The sequence below is a fragment of the Streptomyces sp. NEAU-YJ-81 genome, from assembly GCF_017592595.1.
GTDB classification, from domain to species: Bacteria; Actinomycetota; Actinomycetes; order Streptomycetales; family Streptomycetaceae; genus Streptomyces; species Streptomyces hygroscopicus_B.
In genome coordinates this window covers 83,228-102,070 of the sequence record NZ_JAGFNO010000011.1, presented here as the reverse complement: position 1 = coordinate 102,070, position 18,843 = coordinate 83,228, and the positions used below count along the sequence as shown (strand labels likewise).

At 73.2% G+C, this 18,843-nt stretch carries 15 protein-coding genes; 11 read left to right on the top strand and 4 right to left on the bottom strand.

Going from position 1 to position 18,843, the window contains the following annotated elements; translation table 11 throughout:
- Window positions 1-41 precede the first annotated feature (41 nt).
- Together J5X86_RS23980 and J5X86_RS23975 are read left to right on the top strand one after the other, a co-directional pair.
- Window positions 42-1,178, top strand: coding sequence for a PfkB family carbohydrate kinase (locus J5X86_RS23980; protein WP_208518815.1), 1,137 nt, complete (start codon window positions 42-44; stop codon window positions 1,176-1,178).
- Complete coding sequence (locus tag J5X86_RS23975; protein WP_208518814.1) at window positions 1,175-2,098, top strand: pseudouridine-5'-phosphate glycosidase; 924 nt, start codon at window positions 1,175-1,177, stop codon at window positions 2,096-2,098. The genes J5X86_RS23980 and J5X86_RS23975 overlap by 4 nt, the downstream gene beginning before the upstream one ends.
- Before the next feature lie 67 nt (window positions 2,099-2,165).
- Here the strand turns inward: J5X86_RS23975 and J5X86_RS23970 are convergent, their stop codons facing one another.
- Entirely contained in the window at window positions 2,166-2,825 is a 660-nt protein-coding gene (locus J5X86_RS23970; RefSeq protein ID WP_208518813.1) for a PhzF family phenazine biosynthesis protein, read from the bottom strand.
- 53 nt (window positions 2,826-2,878) lie between these two features.
- Here J5X86_RS23970 and J5X86_RS23965 point away from each other — a divergent pair, with 53 nt between their 5' ends.
- The 3 genes from J5X86_RS23965 to J5X86_RS23955 all read left to right on the top strand — a co-directional run bounded on the left by J5X86_RS23965 (window position 2,879) and on the right by J5X86_RS23955 (window position 4,362).
- Window positions 2,879-3,205: an MmcQ/YjbR family DNA-binding protein gene (locus J5X86_RS23965; RefSeq protein WP_059144654.1), complete on the top strand. Its 327-nt coding sequence runs from the start codon at window positions 2,879-2,881 to the stop codon at window positions 3,203-3,205.
- A 155-nt stretch (window positions 3,206-3,360) separates the two neighbouring features.
- Window positions 3,361-3,909, top strand: coding sequence for a hypothetical protein (locus J5X86_RS23960; RefSeq protein WP_208518812.1), 549 nt, complete (start codon window positions 3,361-3,363; stop codon window positions 3,907-3,909).
- A gap of 111 nt (window positions 3,910-4,020) precedes the next feature.
- The gene (locus J5X86_RS23955; protein WP_208518811.1) at window positions 4,021-4,362 is read left to right on the top strand and encodes a hypothetical protein; all 342 of its coding nucleotides are present in this window, start codon (window positions 4,021-4,023) and stop codon (window positions 4,360-4,362) included.
- A gap of 44 nt (window positions 4,363-4,406) precedes the next feature.
- On the opposite strand, the gene J5X86_RS23950 is transcribed toward J5X86_RS23955, so the two are convergent.
- A complete protein-coding gene (locus J5X86_RS23950) occupies window positions 4,407-6,821 on the bottom strand; it encodes a tetratricopeptide repeat protein (RefSeq protein WP_243981245.1) in 2,415 nt (804 codons plus the stop codon).
- 72 nt (window positions 6,822-6,893) lie between these two features.
- Between J5X86_RS23950 and J5X86_RS23945 the strand changes: the two genes are divergently transcribed.
- The 4 genes from J5X86_RS23945 (at window position 6,894) to J5X86_RS23930 (ending at window position 12,400) form a co-directional block, all read left to right on the top strand.
- On the top strand, window positions 6,894-7,439 hold the full coding sequence (locus J5X86_RS23945) for a GNAT family N-acetyltransferase (protein ID WP_208518810.1): 546 nt from the start codon (window positions 6,894-6,896) through the stop codon (window positions 7,437-7,439).
- A gap of 71 nt (window positions 7,440-7,510) precedes the next feature.
- Complete coding sequence (locus J5X86_RS23940; RefSeq protein WP_208518809.1) at window positions 7,511-9,082, top strand: ABC transporter substrate-binding protein; 1,572 nt, start codon at window positions 7,511-7,513, stop codon at window positions 9,080-9,082.
- Between the two features lie 155 nt (window positions 9,083-9,237).
- Complete coding sequence (locus tag J5X86_RS23935; protein ID WP_208518923.1) at window positions 9,238-11,010, top strand: ABC transporter permease subunit; 1,773 nt, start codon at window positions 9,238-9,240, stop codon at window positions 11,008-11,010.
- Between the two features lie 181 nt (window positions 11,011-11,191).
- Window positions 11,192-12,400: an RNA-guided endonuclease TnpB family protein gene (locus tag J5X86_RS23930; protein WP_208518808.1), complete on the top strand. Its 1,209-nt coding sequence runs from the start codon at window positions 11,192-11,194 to the stop codon at window positions 12,398-12,400.
- Window positions 12,401-12,700: 300 nt separating this feature from the next.
- Here the strand turns inward: J5X86_RS23930 and J5X86_RS23925 are convergent, their stop codons facing one another.
- A complete protein-coding gene (locus tag J5X86_RS23925) occupies window positions 12,701-13,783 on the bottom strand; it encodes an NAD(P)/FAD-dependent oxidoreductase (RefSeq protein ID WP_208518807.1) in 1,083 nt (360 codons plus the stop codon).
- A 74-nt stretch (window positions 13,784-13,857) separates the two neighbouring features.
- Window positions 13,858-14,730 carry an RNA polymerase sigma factor SigJ gene (gene sigJ, locus J5X86_RS23920; protein ID WP_208518806.1) on the bottom strand — a complete coding sequence of 291 codons (873 nt, stop codon included), beginning with the start codon at window positions 14,728-14,730 and terminating at the stop codon, window positions 13,858-13,860.
- 204 nt (window positions 14,731-14,934) lie between these two features.
- Between sigJ and J5X86_RS23915 the strand changes: the two genes are divergently transcribed.
- Together J5X86_RS23915 and J5X86_RS52045 are read left to right on the top strand one after the other, a co-directional pair.
- Window positions 14,935-16,044, top strand: a complete 1,110-nt coding sequence (locus tag J5X86_RS23915) for a PP2C family protein-serine/threonine phosphatase (RefSeq protein ID WP_208518922.1) — start codon at window positions 14,935-14,937, stop codon at window positions 16,042-16,044.
- Between the two features lie 126 nt (window positions 16,045-16,170).
- Window positions 16,171-18,840, top strand: coding sequence for an ATP-dependent Clp protease ATP-binding subunit (locus J5X86_RS52045; RefSeq protein WP_208518805.1), 2,670 nt, complete (start codon window positions 16,171-16,173; stop codon window positions 18,838-18,840).
- Window positions 18,841-18,843 lie beyond the last annotated feature (3 nt).

Genomic DNA, 18,843 nt, shown 5'->3' with positions numbered 1-18,843 from the left:
TGGCCTGTTTATCGGGCTAAGGGTCCTTTACTCTGCTGAGCATGATGCTGACGCGCAGGGAACGGGAGATTCTCGCGCTGCTGCGGCGGGACCCGCTGGCCGGGGCCCAGTCCATCGCCGACGCCCTCGGGACCACACGGGCCGCGGTCAACGTCCATCTCTCCAACCTTGGCAAAAAGGGCGCCATCCTGGGACGCGGCTACATCCTGCGCCAGGAACACGCGGTGGTGGTCATCGGCGGGGCCAACGTGGACATCAAGGTGCGCAGCCTCGCACCCGTCGCGTACCGCACCAGCAATCCGGGCCGGTCCCACACCGGCCCCGGCGGGGTAGCCCGCAATGTCGCCGAGAACCTCGCCCGGCTGGGCACCCCCACCCATCTCATCGCCGCGGTGGGTCAGGACGCGGCGGGGGAGCGGCTGCTGACCGAGACCCAGGCCGCCGGGGTGCGCATCGACCATGTGCACCGCGGCCCGCACCCCACCGGCACCTATACGGCGGTGCTGGACGCCGACGGCGATCTGGTCGTGGCCATCGCCGACATGGCCGCCACCGACGCGCTCAGCCCCGAGCATCTGCACGCCGCGCGTGAGCTCATCGGCCACGCCGGTCTGCTGGTGCTGGACGGGAACCTCTCCCCGCGGGTGCTCTCGTACGTCCTGGACATCGCCGCCGCCACCGGCGTCCAGACGCTGATCGACCCGGTGAGCGTCCCCAAGGCGGCCCTGCTCGCCCCGCTGTTCGCCACCGGGCGGCCGGTCTTCGCCGTCACGCCGAACGTCGCGGAGCTGGGCGCGCTCACCGGCCGGGACCTCGACGGGGACGCCGACGCGGAGGATCCGGAACTGCTCGGGGCCGTGGCCCTCCTCCACGAGCGCGGCGTGCGGCATGTGTGGGTGCGGCTCGGTGCGCGCGGCTCCCTGCTGAGCACCCTCGACGAGGGCCGGGTGCCGCTGGAGGCGCCACCGGCCGAGGTGCACGACGTCACCGGGGCCGGCGACGCGATGCTCGGCGCGTTCGCCCACGCCCTGCTCGGTGGCGCCGACCCGGTCGACGCCGCCCGCTACGGCCACGCCGCCGCCGCGCTGACCGTGGCCACCCCCGCCACCGTACGACCCGACCTGACCCCGCGTCTGATCGAGGACGCGCTCAACGAACCGCTGCGGAGGACCACATGACCACGCCCCACCCCCGGCTGACCCTCACCGAGGAGGTCGCGGAGGCCCTGCGCGACGGCCGTCCCGTGGTCGCGCTGGAGTCCACGATCATCAGCCACGGCATGCCGTATCCGCAGAACGTCGAGATGGCCACCGAGGTCGAGGAGATCATCCGCGCCGAGGGGGCGATCCCCGCCACCATCGCCGTCCTCCACGGCACGCCACGTGTCGGACTGGACCGGGCCGCTCTCGAACTGCTCGCCACCAGCCCCGACGTCGGCAAGGTCAGCGTGCGCGACCTCGCCCATGTCATCGCGCGCGGCGGCCACGGCGCCACCACCGTGGCGTCCACGATGCGGCTCGCCGCGCTCGCCGGGATCCGGGTCTTCGTCACCGGTGGCATCGGCGGAGTGCACCGGGGAGCGGAGCACTCCTTCGACATCAGCGCGGATCTCACCGAACTCGCCACCACCCCGGTGGCCGTCATCAGCGCCGGGGTCAAGAGCATCCTCGACATCGGACTGACCCTGGAGAAGCTGGAGACCCTGGGCGTTCCGGTGCTCACCTACGGCACCGACGACTTCCCCGCCTTCTACTCGCGGGTGAGCGGCTTCCGCTCCCCGCTGCGCGTCGACTCGCCCGAGGAGATCGCCGCCACCATGCGCGCCCAGTGGGAGCTGGGCATGACGGCGGGGCTGAGCATCGCCAATCCGGTGCCCGAGGCCGAGGAGATCCCCGCCGAGCGGATCGACGGCATCATCGAGCAGGCCCTCGCCGAGATGGCGGAGGCGGGAATCGGCGGCAAGGACGCGACCCCGTATCTGCTGGGCCGGATCGTCGAGTTGACCAAGGGCGAGAGCCTGCGGACCAATATCGCGCTCGTCAAGAACAACGCGCGCCTCGGGGCACGGATCGCGATCCACTACGCCCGTACGGACTGACCACGACGGCCCGGACCTCCGCCGGGATTCAGGACGGCCGCCGGGCCGACTCGTCTCCGCGAGGGGCCTACAGCGAGCGGACCTCGGCGAGCTCGACCCGGCCACCGATCTCGATGGAGCCGTCCGGCAGGGGGCCGGTGAGGATCTGCGACCCCACGCCCTGGGTGATGTTGAGGGCACGGCCCAGCTCGCCCGAGAGAATCAGGGCGGCGGCGCCGGTGGCCTCGTCCTCGACGATCCCGTCACCGCGGCGGGGAAACGCGCGCGCCCGCACCCGGCCCGCCGCCTCGTCCTGCCACGCCCAGGCGTAGAGCCAGCCTTCGCCCTCGGGAGGGGTGGGCAGGGCCTCGACCTCCTCCGGGGAGGCGTACTGCTGGGTGCGCCGCCCGGCCGCCCACGCGGGCCGGCCGGTGATCCAGGTGAACTCGCCGTCCTGGCGCGTGGGGACCTCACCGGCGGGCGGCAGCAGCTCGGGCAGGTCCAGCAGCCAGGCGGTGCCCACCAGCGGATGGCCTGCGAAGGGCAGCCGGACGCTCGGGGTGTAGATGTCGACGACGCCGCGCTCCGGGTCGTCCACGAACACGGTCTCGCTGAACCCCAGCCGGGCGGCGACCCGCTGCCGCTCCGCCTCACCGACTACGGCGGCGCCGTCCCGCACCACGCCGAGTTCATTGCCACCGCGGCCGTAGGGCCCGCAGAACACCTTGAGCACGTCCAGATCCGTCACCTGGGCATTCAAGCACGGGCACGCTTGTCGGTGGGGTGTTCTACGGTCGGGCCATGACCACCTCCGACGATGTCCGTGCCGTCGCCCTGTCGCTGCCGGAGACCACAGAGAAGATCGCCTGGTCGATGCCCACCTTCCGGGTCGCCGGGAAGATGTTCGCCACCTTGCCCGAGGACGAGACCTCGATGGCCGTCAGATGTCCCAAGGAGGAGCGGAAGGAGTTGGTGCTGGCGGAGCCGGAGAAGTTCTGGGTCGCCGCCCATGAGGCGAGTTCGGCCTGGGTGCGGGTGCGGCTCGCCGCGCTGGAGGACGTCGATGAGCTGCGGGACATCCTGCTGGACTCCTGGCGGCAGGCCGCACCGGCCACGCTGCTCGAATGATCACACCACGGCGGCCGGTGATTCCTCGAAATGCGACGATATGTGTGTTCGAGGAGATAACCGACACGGGTGAAAGTATAGACTTTTCCCGGTAATCGGAGTGCCGTCTTCCGCTGTGCGGGGTTTCCTGGAGGGGGATCAGCGAGGGAGGCCGCATGGTGCACGGCCGCGACACGAACCGCCCCGCGGTGTGCGGCGGCCCGTGCGCGGCCGCCCTCCTTCTGCTGCTGGCGGTCACGTTGCTGCATGCCGTGCTGGCTCTGGGGGTTGTCCGCGACTCGCCGTCCACCGGGCCGGACCAGTGCGCGGCCGGGCCTCCGAGCCCGGCCACGTCCACGCCCGGTGACGCCGGTGCTCCCGCCTCGGCCCTGGCCCTCGCCGCGTCCGCCCCCTCGGGTGCTCCCGTCGTCCCAGCGCCTGTTCCGGTGGCGCCGGAGACCGAGGACGAGCGCTCCCCCGCGTCGGCGTCGGCCACGCTCTTCGCCCGGGACGGTGCCGGGCATCCGGCGCGGCATGCCGGGCGGGTGGTCCACGGCGCGTCGTTCGGCGCCCATCGATCCCTCTCGACGTCCCTCGGCCCCCTCGTGCTCGTCGCGGTCCGCGGTCGCCCCGCCGACCCCGCGACGGGCGTCGGCGCGTTCGCCGCCGGTGGCGACATCCCGGCCGATCGGCTCTCCTCACGGTCCGCCGTCCTGCGCTGCTGACCGGGCCCGGGCGCGTCCGTCATCCCGTTTCCGCGGCTGCCGCGCGGATCCCGGATGCGGTGTGCCCTGCCCGCTCAGCCATCGGACGTCCGAGACCGCAGGAGTATCCGCATGCCCATCGATGTCTATGCCGCCATGCGCGCGATGATGCGCGCAGAAGCCACCCGGCGCCCCGTCACCCCGCAGGCCAGGACCACCGATCCGTCGCCGCCCCCGGCCGATCCGGCCGCTCCCGATCCGGTGGACGCCACCGCTCAGGACGTGGCCGAGGCCGCACCGGCTCCGACGTCCGCACCGGCCCCGTCGGCCGTACCGGTTCCATCGGCCACACCGCGCCCGGGCCGCCGGTCCCGCCCGGCCCGGTATCTGTCGCGCTGCCGTGCCGTGCTGCGCGCCGTACGCCACGCCGTGTCGTCCTGCATCACCCGGCGCGTGTCACGACAGGGCCGGTGACCGGCCGCGGAGGGAGAGGAGCCGGAAGCACGGGTGCCGGGAGGTCACACCGGTCCGTCGTTCCGTCCGCCCTCCGGTGAATCCCCGCCGAGCAGCAAACGCTCGCGCTGCGCCACGGCCCAGGCGTAGCCGGGATTCAGCTCCACCGCACGGTCCAGATCCGCCAGCGCCGCCGCGCGTCTGCCCAGGGCCTCGTTGGCCATCGCGCGGCTTCCCAGGGCCCAGGCGTAGCCGGGGTCGAGGGCCAGCGCCCGGTCGTACGCCGCGATGGCCTCCTCGTAGCGGCCCGCGAAGCGGTGGACATCGCCGCGCTCGCCCAGCGTTCCCGGGATGCCGGGCTCCAGTGCCTCCGCCCGGTCCAGGTCCTCCAGCGCGCCCGCCGCGTCCCCCAGGGTGCTGCGGACACGGGCCCGCCGGACCAGCGCCCAGGTGTAGTCGCCGTGTCGCTCGATGGCCCGGTCGAAGTCCGCCAGGGCCTCCTGGATCCGGCCGAGCGCCATCATGGTCTGGCCGCGGCTGCCCAGGGCCACATGGTCCGCCGCATCGGCCTCGACCACCGGGTCGAGCAGGGCCAGCGCCTCCTCGTACCGGCCCGCCCGGCGGCAGGTCTCCCCGCGCTCCCGCTGAACCCAGGTCGAGCCCGGCTCCAGCGCCTCCACGCCCTCCAGCGCGTCCATCGCCGCGGTGAAGTCCCCGGTCGCCCGGTGGACCACGGCACGCCCGAAGTGCGCGCGTACGTTCCCGGGGTCCAGCTCGATCGCCCGGCGGAAGTCCTCCAGCGCCGCGTCGTACTCCTCGACCGACCGGCGGTGCCACCCCCGTACGACGAGTGCCGCGACCCGGTCGGCGGCGTCCAGCCCGGCCCGCGCCAGCAGCAGCCCCAGCGCCTCGATACCGCGCCGCCGTTCGTCCGCCAGCGCCTCCACCAGGCGCCGCCCCCAGGTGCGCACCGCGTCCGAGTCGGCGTCCTCGCCCGCCTCGACCAGGGTGGACGCCCAGCGCCGGGCCACCGCCGGACCCGCGTCGCAGGCGTCGATCCCGTCCCGCAGCGCTCCGGGCAGTGCCGCCGACGGCCGTGCGCACAGCAGGTGGTACCACTCCTCCAGACGCGGTCCGCTCCAGGCGTCCAGCCGCCACCCGTCGCGCGCGTCGAGCCCCCCGGCGGCCGCCTCCCGCCACCCGGCGAAGGTCTCCGCGAGCCGGGTGTGCGCCGTGCTCCACCGCTGCGGTGAGGTGGTCCGCTGAAGCCGCAGCATCGGGGCGCGGACCACATCGTGGTAGCGGGCCGCCCCGTTGCGGTCGCCGATGAAGGGCAGCGACCGCAGCCAGCCGAACAGCTCGGCTCCGTCCTCGTCCGCCGCCGCCCTGAAGACGTCCTCGTTCAGCCGCCGGGGCAGCGCGCCCGCCAGGGCGGCGGAGCGGCGCACCGGATCGCGCTCCCACTTCAGGAACCGGTCGACGGCGGTGGCGCTGGGGTCGTCCAGGTCACCGCTGGTTCCGGGGTTCTCGGCGAGGGTGGACACCAGCACCGGCAGCCGGCCGGAGAGCCGCAGCACCTCCCGCACCACCGGCTCATCGGTGATCCCCTTGGCGGTGAGCAACTGCCGGGCCTCCGCGTCCGTGAACGGCTCCAGCGGGAGCTCCGCGACCACATCGGCCAGGTCGCCCCAGCAGCCGGGGTCCGGGCGGGTCTGCCCGGCCAGCACCAGCACGGTGTTGGCGGGGAGGGTGCCAAGGCGTTCGCTGGTCAGCAGGGTGCGCAGCCAGGGGTCGAGCAGCGGGCCGAGGCGCTCGTAGGTGTCGAAGAGCAGCACCAGCCACGGCACCGCCGCTGCCGCCTCCGACAACTCCCTGACCAGCAGCGGGGTCAGCGTCTCCGCCGGGTCCAGCACGAGCTGGACGTCCTTGTGGTCGCGGAACCGCGAGCTCAGCGCCGCGCGCAGCCGGTCGGTCCCCTCGGCGAGCGGCACCGGGTCGACGGCGCCGGCCAGCGCCCCGACACCCGGCACCAGGCCGAGGCCGGTGAGCCCGGCTCGCGCGGCGACCATGCTGCCGGTGCTGGGCCCGGTCCGCTCGCCCTCCGCCGGTACCGACTCCGCCTCATGGCGGCGCTGCCGATACGTGGCGAGCCGCCGGTCAAAGGCTGTTAACTCCCGCCCCTGGCGGGCGAATTGCTCGCTGATCGCGGCCATCGCCTCGGGGACGGAGCCCGCCGCCTCGTCGACGCGGGCGGTGAGCGCGCCGTACTCCTGGCGGGCGGTCTGTTCCAGCCGGCGCATCAGCCAGGTCTTGCCCACGCCCGCGTGGCCGTGCACATGGAAGACGAAGCGATGCCGCCCGTCCTCCGGCGGCAGCCCGAAGTTGTCCCGGAACGCGTCCAGTTCCCGGTGCCGCCCCACGAATCCGGCGTTCCTGCGCCGCTGGATCAATTCCTGCATCGACGGCCGTCCCCGCCCCATCGGCCCCTCCTCCGGTCCCGGACCAGTCTGCCAGTACGATCAGCGCGTAGGCTTATTGCGTACGATGCGCAGGTGCCCAGCTACCGCATCAGAACCGCGACCCCCGATGACCTCGACGCCGTCCGCAGCGTGATGCTCGACACCGTCTACCGCGACTTCGGAACCGGCTATGTGCCACGCTGGCACGCCGACATCATCGATCCCGCCGCCGCGTATCTGGACGGCGCGCGCCACACCCTGCTGGTGGCGGTGGACGAGAGCGACGGAGCGGTCGTGGCGACCGCCGCGCTCGACTCCCGGGGCCCGGCCCATCCGCCCAACCCGTCGTGGCTGGCCGCGCGGTACCCGTCGGGAGAGACCGCCCAGTTGCGCCGGGTCTATGTGCGATCCGAGCATCGGCGCAATGGGCTGGCCCGGCGGCTGGTGCATGCGCTGCTGGACTTCGCCGTGGCGGACGGCGGCTATCGCGCGGTCTATCTGCACACCGATCCGGGGGTGGCGGGCGCCGAGCCGTTCTGGCGGTCCATGGGGAAGGTCGTCTGCGATGAGCGGGAAGCGCCCGGGGGTGGCCAGGGCATCGTCCACTTCGAGGTCCCCATGGGGCCGGGGATGCCATGAGTTGATGGAAATGATTATCATCTAGCATTGGTGTTTCGCCGTCCCCGCGCAGCCCCTGGAGAACCACGCCCATGCACTCTGTCCGCCGCCGGTGGGCCGCCGCGCTGCTGCTCGTCCCGCTGCTCGCCGGGTGTTTCGCGGCCCGCGACGGTTCGCCGTACGACGCCGGGGCCGGTGCGGGCGGCGGACGCCTCCGGGTCGCCATGGCCTTCCCGCCCGCCGAGCGCTTCTCCCCGTACGGCGCCGACGCCACCTTGCTCAGCCGGCTCGGGGTCACCGAGGGGCTGACCCGGCTGGACGGCAACGGCGGCGCCGTGCCCGCCCTCGCCGAGTCCTGGACCCGGGAGAGCGGCGGCGGCTGGGTGTTCACCCTGCGCGAGGCGCGGTTCCAGGACAGCACCGAGGTCACCCCGGAGGCGGTGGCGGACGCCCTCACCCATGCCACCCACGCCGATCCCGCGCCCGCCGCGCTCACCGGGGTCACGCTCACCGCCGAGGCGGTGGGGGAGCGGCGGGTCCGGGTCACCACCGCCACCGCCGACTCCGCTCTGCCGCTGCGACTGTCCAGCCCGAGCCTGGCCATCCTCTCGCCCAAGGCGTATCGCACGAAGGCCGGTACGAGGACGGCCGGTACGGATAAGTCCGGTTCGGCGGAGGCTCGTTCGGACGCGGCGGACGGGAAAGCGGCCGTCGATCCGGCCGGCACCGCCACCGGTCCCTTCACCCTGGCCAGGACGGGCGGCGCCACCCGCGCCACCCTCCACCGCTTCGACGACTACTGGGGCGGCCTCGCCCACGCCTCGGGTCTCGATGTCCGCTTCATAGCCGACGGCACGGCCCGCACCAACGCGCTGCGCAGCAGCGAGGTGGACATGGCCGAGGCGGTTCCGGTCTCCCAGGCGGCCACCCTCGACCAGCCGACCGTCCGCGAGGTGCCCACCGCCCGCACCACCGCCCTCTTCCTCAACACCCGCTCCGGACCCTTCGCCGACCCCGCCGTCCGCGCCGCCGCCCGCGAGGCCGTCGACGCCTCCGCCCTCGCCGAGGACGTCTACGAGGGGCATGCCGACACCGGCCGCGGCCTGTTCGGCCCGGCCCTCACCTGGGCCGCGGGCGAGCGCCCCCGGCCGTCCGGCCGCCCTGCCGCCAAGCGCGCCGGGAACACCGCGCTCACCCTCGCCACCTACGACAACCGGCCCGAGCTGCCCGAGGTCGCCCAGGTGCTGCAACAGCAGCTGCGCAAAGCCGGGTTCAGCGTGAAGCTGGAGGTGCGGGAGTACTCCCGGCTCGAAGGCGACGCCCTGGCCGGGAAGTTCGACGCCGTGGTGGCCGCCCGTAACACCATGCTCGACACCGGCGACCCGGTCTCCTATCTCGCCGACGACTTCACCTGCGACGGCGGCTACAACCTGGCCCGGGTGTGCGACAAGGCCGTGGACCGCGCGGTCGCCGAGGCCGGGTCCCGCGCCGACGACGCCGCGCGCCATCGCGCCGCCCTGGCCGCGCAGACCGCCGTGCTGCGCACGGACGGGGTCGTCCCGCTGGTCCATCAGCGGATCATCCACGGCGTCGGCACCTCGGTGCGGGGTGTGATCCTCGATCCGTACGAGCGCACGCTCGTCGGCACCGGTACGCGGCGTTGAGCGGCGCGCGGACCAGGCCGCGGTCCACCGGGCCGAGCGCGGGGCGGTCCACCGGGGAGAGCGCGGGGCGGCCGACCGGGCCGAGCACGGGCGGGCGGTCCAGTGGGCTGGGCGCCGGGCGGTCCGCCGGGCCGAGCGCGGCGCGGTTCACCCGCCTGAGCGCCGGGCGGTCCACCGGCCTGAGTGCGCTGTGGCGCCTCGCGCTCGCGGGGGTGCTGCTGTGCGGTATCGGGCTGCTGCCCTGGCTGTCCCGCACCGATCCCGCCCGTACCGTCCTCAAGGCGCGCGAGGCCGACCGCGAGCCCAGCCCCGAGCTCCTGGAGTCCCTGCGCTCCCAACTCGGCCTCGACGCCGGGCCGTTGCGGCTGCTCGGCCGGTGGCTCGCCGGACTGCCGCACGGCGACGCGGGCACGTCCTGGATCTCGGGGACGGCCGTGGCCCCCTCGGTCGCCGAGGCGCTCGGCGTCTCGCTGCTGCTCATGGGCGGGGCGCTGGTGGTCGCGGCGGTCACCGCGGGCGCGGTGTGCGGGCGCACGCTGTGGCTCGGGCCGCGGCGGCGGGCCGCCCGGCGCGGGGCCGCTGCGGGAAGCGGCGGCGCGCTGTTCGCCGCGCTGCCGGAGTTTCTGCTGGCGTCCGTGCTGGCCGCCGTGGTCGGGGTGCGGCTCGGCTGGCTGCCCGCGGTCGGCTGGTACGGGCCGCGGTGGATGGTGCTGCCCTCGCTCGCCCTCGGCGTCCCCGCGGGCGCCCTGCTGGGCCGGGTCCTGGACGACGCCCTGCCCGGCGCGTTCGCCGAACCCTGGGCCCGGGCCGCCGCCGCACGCGGGCTGCCCGCCCGGCGGATCGCCCGCCACGCGCTGCGGCGTGCCGTGCCCGGAGTGCTGCCGAACATCGGGCTGTTCGTGGTCGGGCTCACCGGCGGGGCGGTCGCCGTCGAGCAGGTCTTCGACATCCCCGGGCTCGGCCGGCTCACCCTGCAGGCGGCCATCGCCCAGGACCTGCCGATGCTTCAGGCGGGCACCCTCGTCCTCGTCCTGCTCGCGGCCGCCGCCGGAGGTCTCGCCCGGCTCGCGGCCCGGCTGTTGCTCGGGCCCGCGCTGCGCGACGGGGCGCTGCCCTCGCTCCACCGGCCCTCCGCGCCGTCCGCCCGCTCCGTTCCGCTGCTCTACGGCACGATCCTGCTCGCCGTCGTGGTGCTCGGTGCCCTCCGGGACCCCCTCGCGGTGGACACCGCCGCCCGGCTCACCTCCCCGTCCTGGACACATCCGTTCGGCACCGACGCGCTGGGCCGCGATCTGCTGGCCCGGGTGGGGCACGGCGCGCTGTCCACGCTCGCGCTCGCGGTGGCGGTGAGCGCCGCCGCGCTGGTGGCGGGGGTGCTGCTCGGCCTGGTGCCCCGGCTGTCCGGTGGACTCGTCGAGACCGTGAACGCGGTGCCGCCCGTGCTCGCCGGGCTCCTGGTCGCCGGAGCGGCCGGGCCCGGTCCGTACATCCCCGCGCTCGCCGTGGCCGCGGTCGCCTGGGCGCCGCTGGCCGCGCACACCTCCGCCCTGCTGCGGCAGCAGCGCGCCGCCACGCATCTCGCCGCCACCCGCGCACTGGGCGCCTCCCGCCGCCATCTGCTGCGCCGCCACGTCCTGCCCGCGGTCCTGCCCCCGGTCGTCCGGCACGCCCTGCTGCGCCTGCCGGCCGCGGCGCTCGCCCTGGCCTCGCTGGGCTTCCTCGGCCTGGGCGCGCAGCCGCCGTCCCCGGAGTGGGGGCGGCTGCTGGCCGAGAACCACCCCTACGCCGAGCGCGCCCCGTGGACGGTCCTCGCCCCCGCCACCGCACTGGCCCTCCTGGGCGTCCTGGCGGTGACGGCATCCGGCGGGGTGCGGTGGCCCCGTCGGCGTCTGCACATTGACGACGGCCCGGGGCGCGGCGGAGACTGACGTCCCGCCATGGTGAAATTGAAGTTCATCTGATGCCTCCGTGGATACGCTGGCCTTCAGGCCGGGGAGGAATCGGCCCCCTGCGGGGTAGGGCAAGGGGCGGGGTTTCGCCGCCAAGGCGAAGGTCCGTGCCCTGACCAGCAGGCTTGATTCTCACAAGTGGCCTGGCTAGTTTGTGAGCATGTCCGAGACTCATGTGAAGCGGGCGTACAAGTACCGCTTCTATCCGACCGGTGCGCAGGCAGCCGAGCTGTCGCGCACGTTCGGGTGTGTCCGGAAGGTCTACAACCTGGCGCTCGCGGCCCGTACCGAGGCATGGACGCGGCAGCAGCGCGTCAACTACAACGCCACGTCGGCGATGCTGACGGCGTGGAAGAAGACCGAAGAACTGGCCTACCTCAATGAGGTCTCGTCAGTGCCGCTCCAGCAGTGCCTGCGGCACCTCCAGGCGGCGTTCACCAACTTCTTCGGCAAGCGGGCCAAGTATCCGCGCTTCAAGTCGCGGAAGAAGTCCCGGGCGTCGGCCGAATACACCACATCCGGTTTCCGGTACCGGGACGGGAAACTGACCCTGGCGAAGATGACCGAGCCGCTGGACATCGTTTGGCCCCGGCCCTTGCCCGAGGGCGCGGCGCCGTCCACGGTGACGGTGTCGCAGGACGCGGCCGGACGCTGGTTCGTGTCCTTCCTCGTCGAGGACCCGACAGTTCAGCCGTTGCTCGCCACCGATACGGCGATCGGTATCGACGTCGGCCTGGGCCACCTTCTGACTCTGTCCACCGGGGAGAAGGTCGCCAACCCTCGCTACGAGCGCCGGGACCGGGTTCGTCTCGCCCGTGCCCAGCGGGAACTGACCCGCAAGGTCAAGGGGTCCGCGAACCGGGTCAAGGCCCGGCTCAGGGTTGCCCGCGTGCACGCCCGGATCACTGACCGGCGCCGCGACCACCTGCATAAGCTGACCACTCGTCTCGTGCGTGAAAACCAAACGCTCGTGATCGAGGACCTGACCGTGCGCAACATGGTCAAGAACCGGAAGCTCGCCCGCGCCATCTCGGATGCGTCGTGGACAGAGTTCCGCAGCATGCTGGAGTACAAGGCCGCCTGGTACGGCCGCGAGGTGATCGCGGTCGACCGCTTCTTCCCCTCCTCCAGGCTGTGCTCTCACTGCGGCACCCTGCAAACCAAGATGCCGCTGAATGTCCGTACCTGGACGTGTGATTGCGGCATGACCCATGACCGCGATGTGAACGCGGCGAAGAACCTTCTGGCCGCCGGGCTGGCGGTGTCGGCCTGTGGAGCCGGTGTAAGACCTCAACGGAGAACTCCGGGCAGGCAGTCGGCTGTGAAGCAGGAACCCCAGCGGGCGACCGCTGGAATCCCCCGCCTTTAGGCCGGGGGAGATGTCAAGAACTCCGGTCAGATCTGCATGTCCGGCGACCGGATACTCGTCCACGAGAGCCTCGCGGTTCGGTGGCCGCTGGGGCATCGAGGCGTTCAGCGACACCCGGTGGATCACCCTCGCCACCCAGCACGCGCACTACCCCTTCTAGCGGCTGTCCGGTCCCTCGGCGCATTCCGGGGATGCGGCCCGTCCCCGGGACTCAGCTCACCCCGGGGACCGGGACTCAGCTCACCCCGGGACCGGGACGCAGCTCACCCCCGGGACCGGGACGCACCTCATCCCGGGGACTCAGCTCATCCCGGGGATGAGGGGCACGGCCCCGGGGCGGCGCGCCGCCAGCCGCAGCATGCTGACCGTGGAGCGCACGACCCGCTCCTTGGTGCGTGCGGCCAGGCCACCGCGCAGCACCCGCTCGCGCGGGGAGTCGTCCGCCCGCACCATCTGGATCAGCCCGTCCCGGCGGCCCAGGCTCACGCACTGCACCACAAACCGGAAGCGCAGCGGCTCCGGCTGCCGCCCCCGCGTCTCGGCGATGATCGAGGAGGCGGCGTGCGAACCGGCCGGGAGCGCGGTGGCACAGGCCATGCGCAGGGCACCGGCGGCCGGGGTGGTCATGGCCGCCGAGTCGCCCACCGCGTAGATCTCCGGATGGGACACCGAGCGCAGGGCGCCGTCGACGCTGATGCCGCCGGTGGGGTCAAGGCTGATCCCGGCGGCCTCGGCCAGGGAGGTGTTCGCGGTCATCGCGGTGGCCCAGACCACCGCGTCGGTGTCGATGTCCTCGGGGCCCGCCACCCGGCGGCCCTCCTCGATCCGGACCCCGAGCCCGGTGAGCGTCGCCCGGACATGAGCGCGGCCCTTCGCCGACAGCCCCGTGCCGACCTCGTCGCCCGTGATCAGCCGGACCTTCCAGGTGTGCTGGGACTCGGCGATCTCGGCCGCGAGCTCGATGCCGGTGAGTCCCCCGCCGACCACCGTCAGCTCACCCGGGCCGTCCAGCAGCCGCTTGTGCAGTTCGGCCGCCGTCTCCGGGGTGTAGGCCCGCTCACCGGGGTCGGGGGTGCGGCTGCCGAGCGCGTACACCAGCCGGTCGTACGGATACCGTCGGCCGTCGTCGGTGGTGACCTGCCGGGCGGCCGGGTCGATCCGGGTGGCGCGGGCGGCCACGTGGACGATGCCGGCCCGCCGCGTCAGCGCGTCGAGCGGATGCGTGATGTCGGGCCGTCCGGCGGCCCGCTCATGCAGCCGGACGCGTTCGGTGAAAGCGGTGCTCGGATCGACCAGGGTGACGCGGGTGTGCGGGGCCAGCCGCAGGGCGGCCATCAGCCCCGCATAGCCCGCGCCGAGTACCAGGACCTGCTGCTTCTCCATACCGGCGGCCTCCTTCTCGGGTGGTGTTCACGAGGAGGACGACATAGCGGCTCCAGATGTGACGGTGATGCCGGTCACAGGTTCGGCAGGTCGAGATGGCGGAGCTTGTCGGGGTTGACGACCACGTCGATCTCGGTGATCAGCCCCTGGTGCACGGAGAACGCGAAGACCACGGCCTGGCCGGCCGTGCGGTCGGCGATGACCAGGCCCGGGGCGTCGTTGACCGCGCAACGGTGCACCACCATCGTGGCCGGGTCGAAGCCCCGGGCGAGACCCTGGGCGAAGCGGGCCACCTTCTCGTTGCCCAGCACCGGGACCCGGGCCGCCGCCACCTTGCCGCCACCGTCCGAACGCCAGACGACGTCCGGATCCAGGATCTCCAGCAGCCCGTCCATGTCGCCGCCCAGGACCGCCTGGAGAAACGCGTCCACGGCCCGCCGGTGCTCCCCGCGGTCCACCGAGCGCCGCGGCGCCTCCTCCCGGACCCGCTTGCGCGCCCGGGAGGCCAGCTGCCGTACGGACTCCGGGCTGCGGCCCACGACCTCGGCGATCTCGGGGAACGGCACCGAGAAGACATCGTGCAGGATGAACGCGGTCCGCTCCGCCGGGGTCAGCCGCTCCAGCACGGTGAGCAGCGCCAGCCCCACCGACTCGTCGAGCGTCACCCGGTCCTCAGGACCGCCGGTCGCCACCACCGGCTCGGGCAGCCAGGGGCCGACGTACGCCTCGCGCCGCACCCGCGCCGAACCCAGCAGGTCGTAGCAGATCCGGCTGATGACGGTGGTCAGATACGCGCGGGGGTCGGCGACCTCGTCCGCGGGCAGCGCCTGCCAGCGCAGCCAGGTCTCCTGCACCGCGTCATCGGCGTCGGCGACCGAGCCGGTGATGCGATAGGCGACGGCCCACAGCCGGTCGCGCTGCTGTTCGAAGTCGGTCAGCTCTGCCATGTCCTGATCCTCTCGTCGGCCTGAGAGGGAGGACGAGATGGCGGCCGGAAGTGTGACAGCCGCCTCCCGGGCGCGGCGGCGGTCTCGTCGGCGAGGCCGCGGCCTCGTGGGAGGTCCGGGCCACTTCCGGTGGAACGTTGTGCCCTGCCGGGCGGGGCGGGGCTGGCGCGGGGGCAAGGGCAGGCGTAAGCAGTAGATGTGCATATGTGGCAGGGTCATTCGGATCTGCGCCGGCCAAGGTGGCGTACCCGCGTCTTGGTCGTGATCCCCCTGCTGGTCATCGGGCTGATCACGCTCGGCGATGTGCTGGCCCCGGCGAGCGTCCGGCTCAGCCCGCTGCTGATCGCGGCCCCCGCCATGACCGCCTCGTTCGCCGGCCCCCTGCTCACCGCGTGCATCGGGCTCCTGGCCGTCGGCGCTCAGATCGTGGCGAACGCCTATGAGGGCTTCCTCGGCCACCCCGGCCGCCTGACCGAGGTGATCACCCTGGCCCTGGTCTCGGCGATGATCGTGCTGTTCCGCGCGGTCCTCGACCGGCATATGCGCGAGCTGAACCGGGTGCGGGCGGTGGCCGATGTGGCGCAGCGGGTCCTGCTGCGCCCGCTTCCCGTCCGGGTCGGACCGCTGCTGATCGCCTCGGTCTACCTCGCGGCCGAGCCGGGGGCGGAGATCGGCGGCGATCTGTACGCGGCGGCGCGCACCTCCAACACCACCCGCCTGATCATCGGCGATGTCCGGGGCAGCGGCCTGACCGCCGTCGCGGACGCCTCCCTGGTGCTCGGCGCCTTCCGCGCGATGGCCCACTGGCCCGTGCCCCTGACCGATCTGGCGGCCCACTTGGACACCGCCCTGTCCGCCGAGCGGACCGAACCCCCCGACAAGGCGCCCGGGGCGGGGGAGTCGTTCGTCACCGCCGCCGTGCTGGAGATCCCCGACGACCAGCCGGTGGTCCGCCTCGTCAACTGCGGACATCCACCGCCGATCGTGCTGCGCGACTCGGGTGTGAAGACGCTGGAGGGCTATGCGCCCGCACTGCCACTGGGCCTCGGCCATCTGGTGGCCGACCGGTACCACAGCGAGGTCTTCCCCTTCGGCGAGGGCGATCAGTTGCTGCTCTACACCGACGGGGTCATCGAGGCGCGCAACAGCGAGGGCACCTTCTACCCGCTCGCCGAACGGCTCCCCGGATGGAACGGCGCCGGACCCCAGCACCTCGTCGACCGAGTGCACCGCGATCTGCTCTCCCACACAGGCGGCCACCAGGGCGATGACGCCGCCCTGGTCGTCCTCGAACGCCACCGGATGGAGCCCTGACCCCGCCGGACGGAGAGCCGAGGCGGCCCGGCGGTGAGCTGGGCGGGGTCTGATGTCGCCGATGCCCGCCGCCCGCGAAACCGCCCACGAACGGACATCAGTGTCAATCGCCCTTAAACTGGTCACATGGGCAGCGGGAATGAGGGCCCGAACCAGGGCCCCGAGGACTTCGGGCCGGATCCACTCGGCGACTTCCTCGCACGCTTCCTCGGGACCGGGCCTGCCGGGCAGCGGCCCGATTCACGACATGTCGACTTCGGCCGGCTGATGAGCGAGAACGCGCGGCATCTCGTCTCGGCCGCCGCCTCCTACGCCGCCGAACACGGCAGCACCGACCTCGACACCGAACATCTGCTGCGGGCCGCGCTCTTCTCCGAGCCCACCCGGACGATGGTCTCGCGCGCCGGGGCCGACCCCGACCGGATCGCCGCGGACATCGACCGGGAGGCGGGGGGCGGCCCGCCGCGCAACTCGGTCGCCGTCACCCCGGCCGTCAAGCGGGCGTTGCTCGACGCCCATGAGATAGCCCGCTCACGCGGCTCCTCGTACATCGGCCCCGAACACGTACTGATCGCGCTCGCCGCCAACCGCGAGTCCACCGCCGGGCAGATCCTGGGCGCCGCCCGCTTCGAACCCCGGGCCCCCGGGCCGCCCCAGACCGGCGGCCTCACGCCGAGCGCCCCCACCACCGACCAGCGGCCCGTCGTGGACCAGCGGAAGACCCCGAACCTCGACCGGTTCGGCCGCGATCTGACCGAACTGGCCCGCGAGGGGCGGATCGACCCGGTGATCGGCCGCGATGAGGAGATCGAGCAGAGCATCGAGGTGCTAGCCCGGCGCGGCAAGAACAACCCCGTGCTCATCGGCGAGGCCGGAGTCGGCAAGACGGCCGTCGTCGAAGGGCTCGCCCAGCGGATCACCGACGCCGAAGTGCCGGACATCCTGCTCGGCCGCCGGGTCGTCCAGCTCGACATCGCGAGCGTCGTGGCCGGCACCCGCTTCCGCGGCGACTTCGAGCAGCGGGTCACCGGCATCGTCGATGAGATCCGCGCCAACACCGACGAGTTGATCATCTTCATCGACGAGCTGCACACGGTCGTCGGCGCCGGCGGCGGTGGCTCCGAGGGCGGCCAGATGGACGCGAGCAATCTCCTCAAGCCCGCGCTGGCCCGCGGCGAACTGCATGTGATGGGCGCATCAACGCTCCGGGAGTACCGCCAGTACATCGAGAAGGACGCGGCGCTCGCCCGCCGCTTCCAGCCCATCATGGTCCCCGAGCCCACCCCCTCGGACGCCGTCGCCATCCTGCACGGTCTCCGGGACCGGTACGAGGCCCATCACCAGGTCCGCTACACCGACGAGGCGCTGCTCGCCGCCGTCGAGCTCTCCGACCGCTATCTGACCGACCGTTTCCTGCCCGACAAGGCCATCGACCTCATGGACCAGGCCGGGGCCCGGGTCCGGCTGCGCTCCAGCGGCCGCGGCACCGATCTGCGCGCCCTGGAGCGGGAGGTCGAGCAGCTCACCCGGGACAAGGACCAGGCCGTCGCGTCCGAGAGCTACGAACGCGCCACCTCCCTGCGGGACCGCATCGCCGAACTGAACACCCGGATCGCACAGGCATCCGGTACGCAGTACCACGGCGGGCGCGTCGCCGAGGTCACCGTCGAGGACATCGCCGAAATCGTCTCCCGGCAGACCGGAATCCCCGTCGCCAGCCTCACCCAGGAGGAGCGCGAACGCCTGCTGGGCCTGGAGGAACACCTCCATCGGCGGGTCGTCGGGCAGGAGGAGGCCGTGGCCGCCGTGGCCGACGCGGTCCTGCGCGCCCGCGCCGGACTCGCCGACCCCAACCGCCCGAGCGGCAGCTTCCTCTTCCTCGGCCCCACTGGCGTCGGCAAGACCGAACTGGCCCGCGCACTGGCCGAGGCGCTCTTCGGCAGCGAGGACCGCATGGTCCGCCTCGACATGAGCGAGTACCAGGAGAAGCACACCGTTAGCCGCCTGGTCGGCGCGCCCCCCGGATACGTCGGGCACGAGGAGGCCGGGCAGCTCACCGAGGCGGTGCGCCGCCAGCCCTACTCCCTGCTGCTCCTGGACGAGGTGGAGAAGGGGCACCCCGATGTCTTCAACATCCTGCTCCAGGTGCTCGAAGACGGCAGGCTGACGGACGCCCAGGGCCGCACCATCGACTTCAAGAACACCGTCATCGTGATGACCAGCAACCTCGGCTCGGAGGCCATCACCGGACGCGGCGGCCCCCTGGGCTTCGGCGGCGGTGACGACGAGGCCGACGAGGCGGCGCGCCGGGAGCGGGTGCTGCGCCCGCTGCGCGAGCACTTCCGGCCGGAGTTCCTCAACCGCATCGACGAGGTCGTCATCTTCCGCCGGCTCGCCGACGACCAGCTCCGGCAGATCGCCGATGTGCTGCTGGAGGAGACCCGGCGCCGGCTGCGCGCCCAGGACGTCAGCGTGGAGTTCACCCCGCCCGCCGTCGAGTGGCTGGCCCGGCACGGACATCAGCCGGAGTACGGCGCCCGGCCGCTGCGCCGCACCATCCAGCGCGAGGTCGACAATCCGCTCTCCCGGATGCTGCTCGGCGGCACGCTGCCGGCCCACAGCCATGTCCGCGTCGATGTGGAGAACGAGAACCTGGCCTTCCACACACAGGAGGCGGAGCGGACGGGGCAGCCCGGCCCGCCGGGTCAGGCGGAGCAGGCCGGGGGTCAGGCGGAGCGGCCGGGCCGGACGGAGCAGCGGGACGAGCCGGGCGGGCCGGACCAGCCCGAGTGGTAGCGC

What these genes read in the sequence shown, in the direction of transcription:
- J5X86_RS23930 (WP_208518808.1), top strand. Translation starts at nt 11,192, where the DNA reads ATGTCCGAGACTCATGTGAAGCGGGCGTACAAGTACCGCTTCTATCCG.
- J5X86_RS23940 (WP_208518809.1), top strand. Translation starts at nt 7,511, where the DNA reads ATGCACTCTGTCCGCCGCCGGTGGGCCGCCGCGCTGCTGCTCGTCCCG.
- J5X86_RS23980 (WP_208518815.1), top strand. Translation starts at nt 42, where the DNA reads ATGATGCTGACGCGCAGGGAACGGGAGATTCTCGCGCTGCTGCGGCGG.
- J5X86_RS52045 (WP_208518805.1), top strand. Translation starts at nt 16,171, where the DNA reads ATGGGCAGCGGGAATGAGGGCCCGAACCAGGGCCCCGAGGACTTCGGG.
- J5X86_RS23950 (WP_243981245.1), bottom strand. Translation starts at nt 6,821, where the DNA reads ATGGGGCGGGGACGGCCGTCGATGCAGGAATTGATCCAGCGGCGCAGG.
- J5X86_RS23960 (WP_208518812.1), top strand. Translation starts at nt 3,361, where the DNA reads ATGGTGCACGGCCGCGACACGAACCGCCCCGCGGTGTGCGGCGGCCCG.
- J5X86_RS23975 (WP_208518814.1), top strand. Translation starts at nt 1,175, where the DNA reads ATGACCACGCCCCACCCCCGGCTGACCCTCACCGAGGAGGTCGCGGAG.
- J5X86_RS23955 (WP_208518811.1), top strand. Translation starts at nt 4,021, where the DNA reads ATGCCCATCGATGTCTATGCCGCCATGCGCGCGATGATGCGCGCAGAA.
- J5X86_RS23925 (WP_208518807.1), bottom strand. Translation starts at nt 13,783, where the DNA reads ATGGAGAAGCAGCAGGTCCTGGTACTCGGCGCGGGCTATGCGGGGCTG.
- sigJ (WP_208518806.1), bottom strand. Translation starts at nt 14,730, where the DNA reads ATGGCAGAGCTGACCGACTTCGAACAGCAGCGCGACCGGCTGTGGGCC.
- J5X86_RS23915 (WP_208518922.1), top strand. Translation starts at nt 14,935, where the DNA reads ATGTGGCAGGGTCATTCGGATCTGCGCCGGCCAAGGTGGCGTACCCGC.
- J5X86_RS23965 (WP_059144654.1), top strand. Translation starts at nt 2,879, where the DNA reads ATGACCACCTCCGACGATGTCCGTGCCGTCGCCCTGTCGCTGCCGGAG.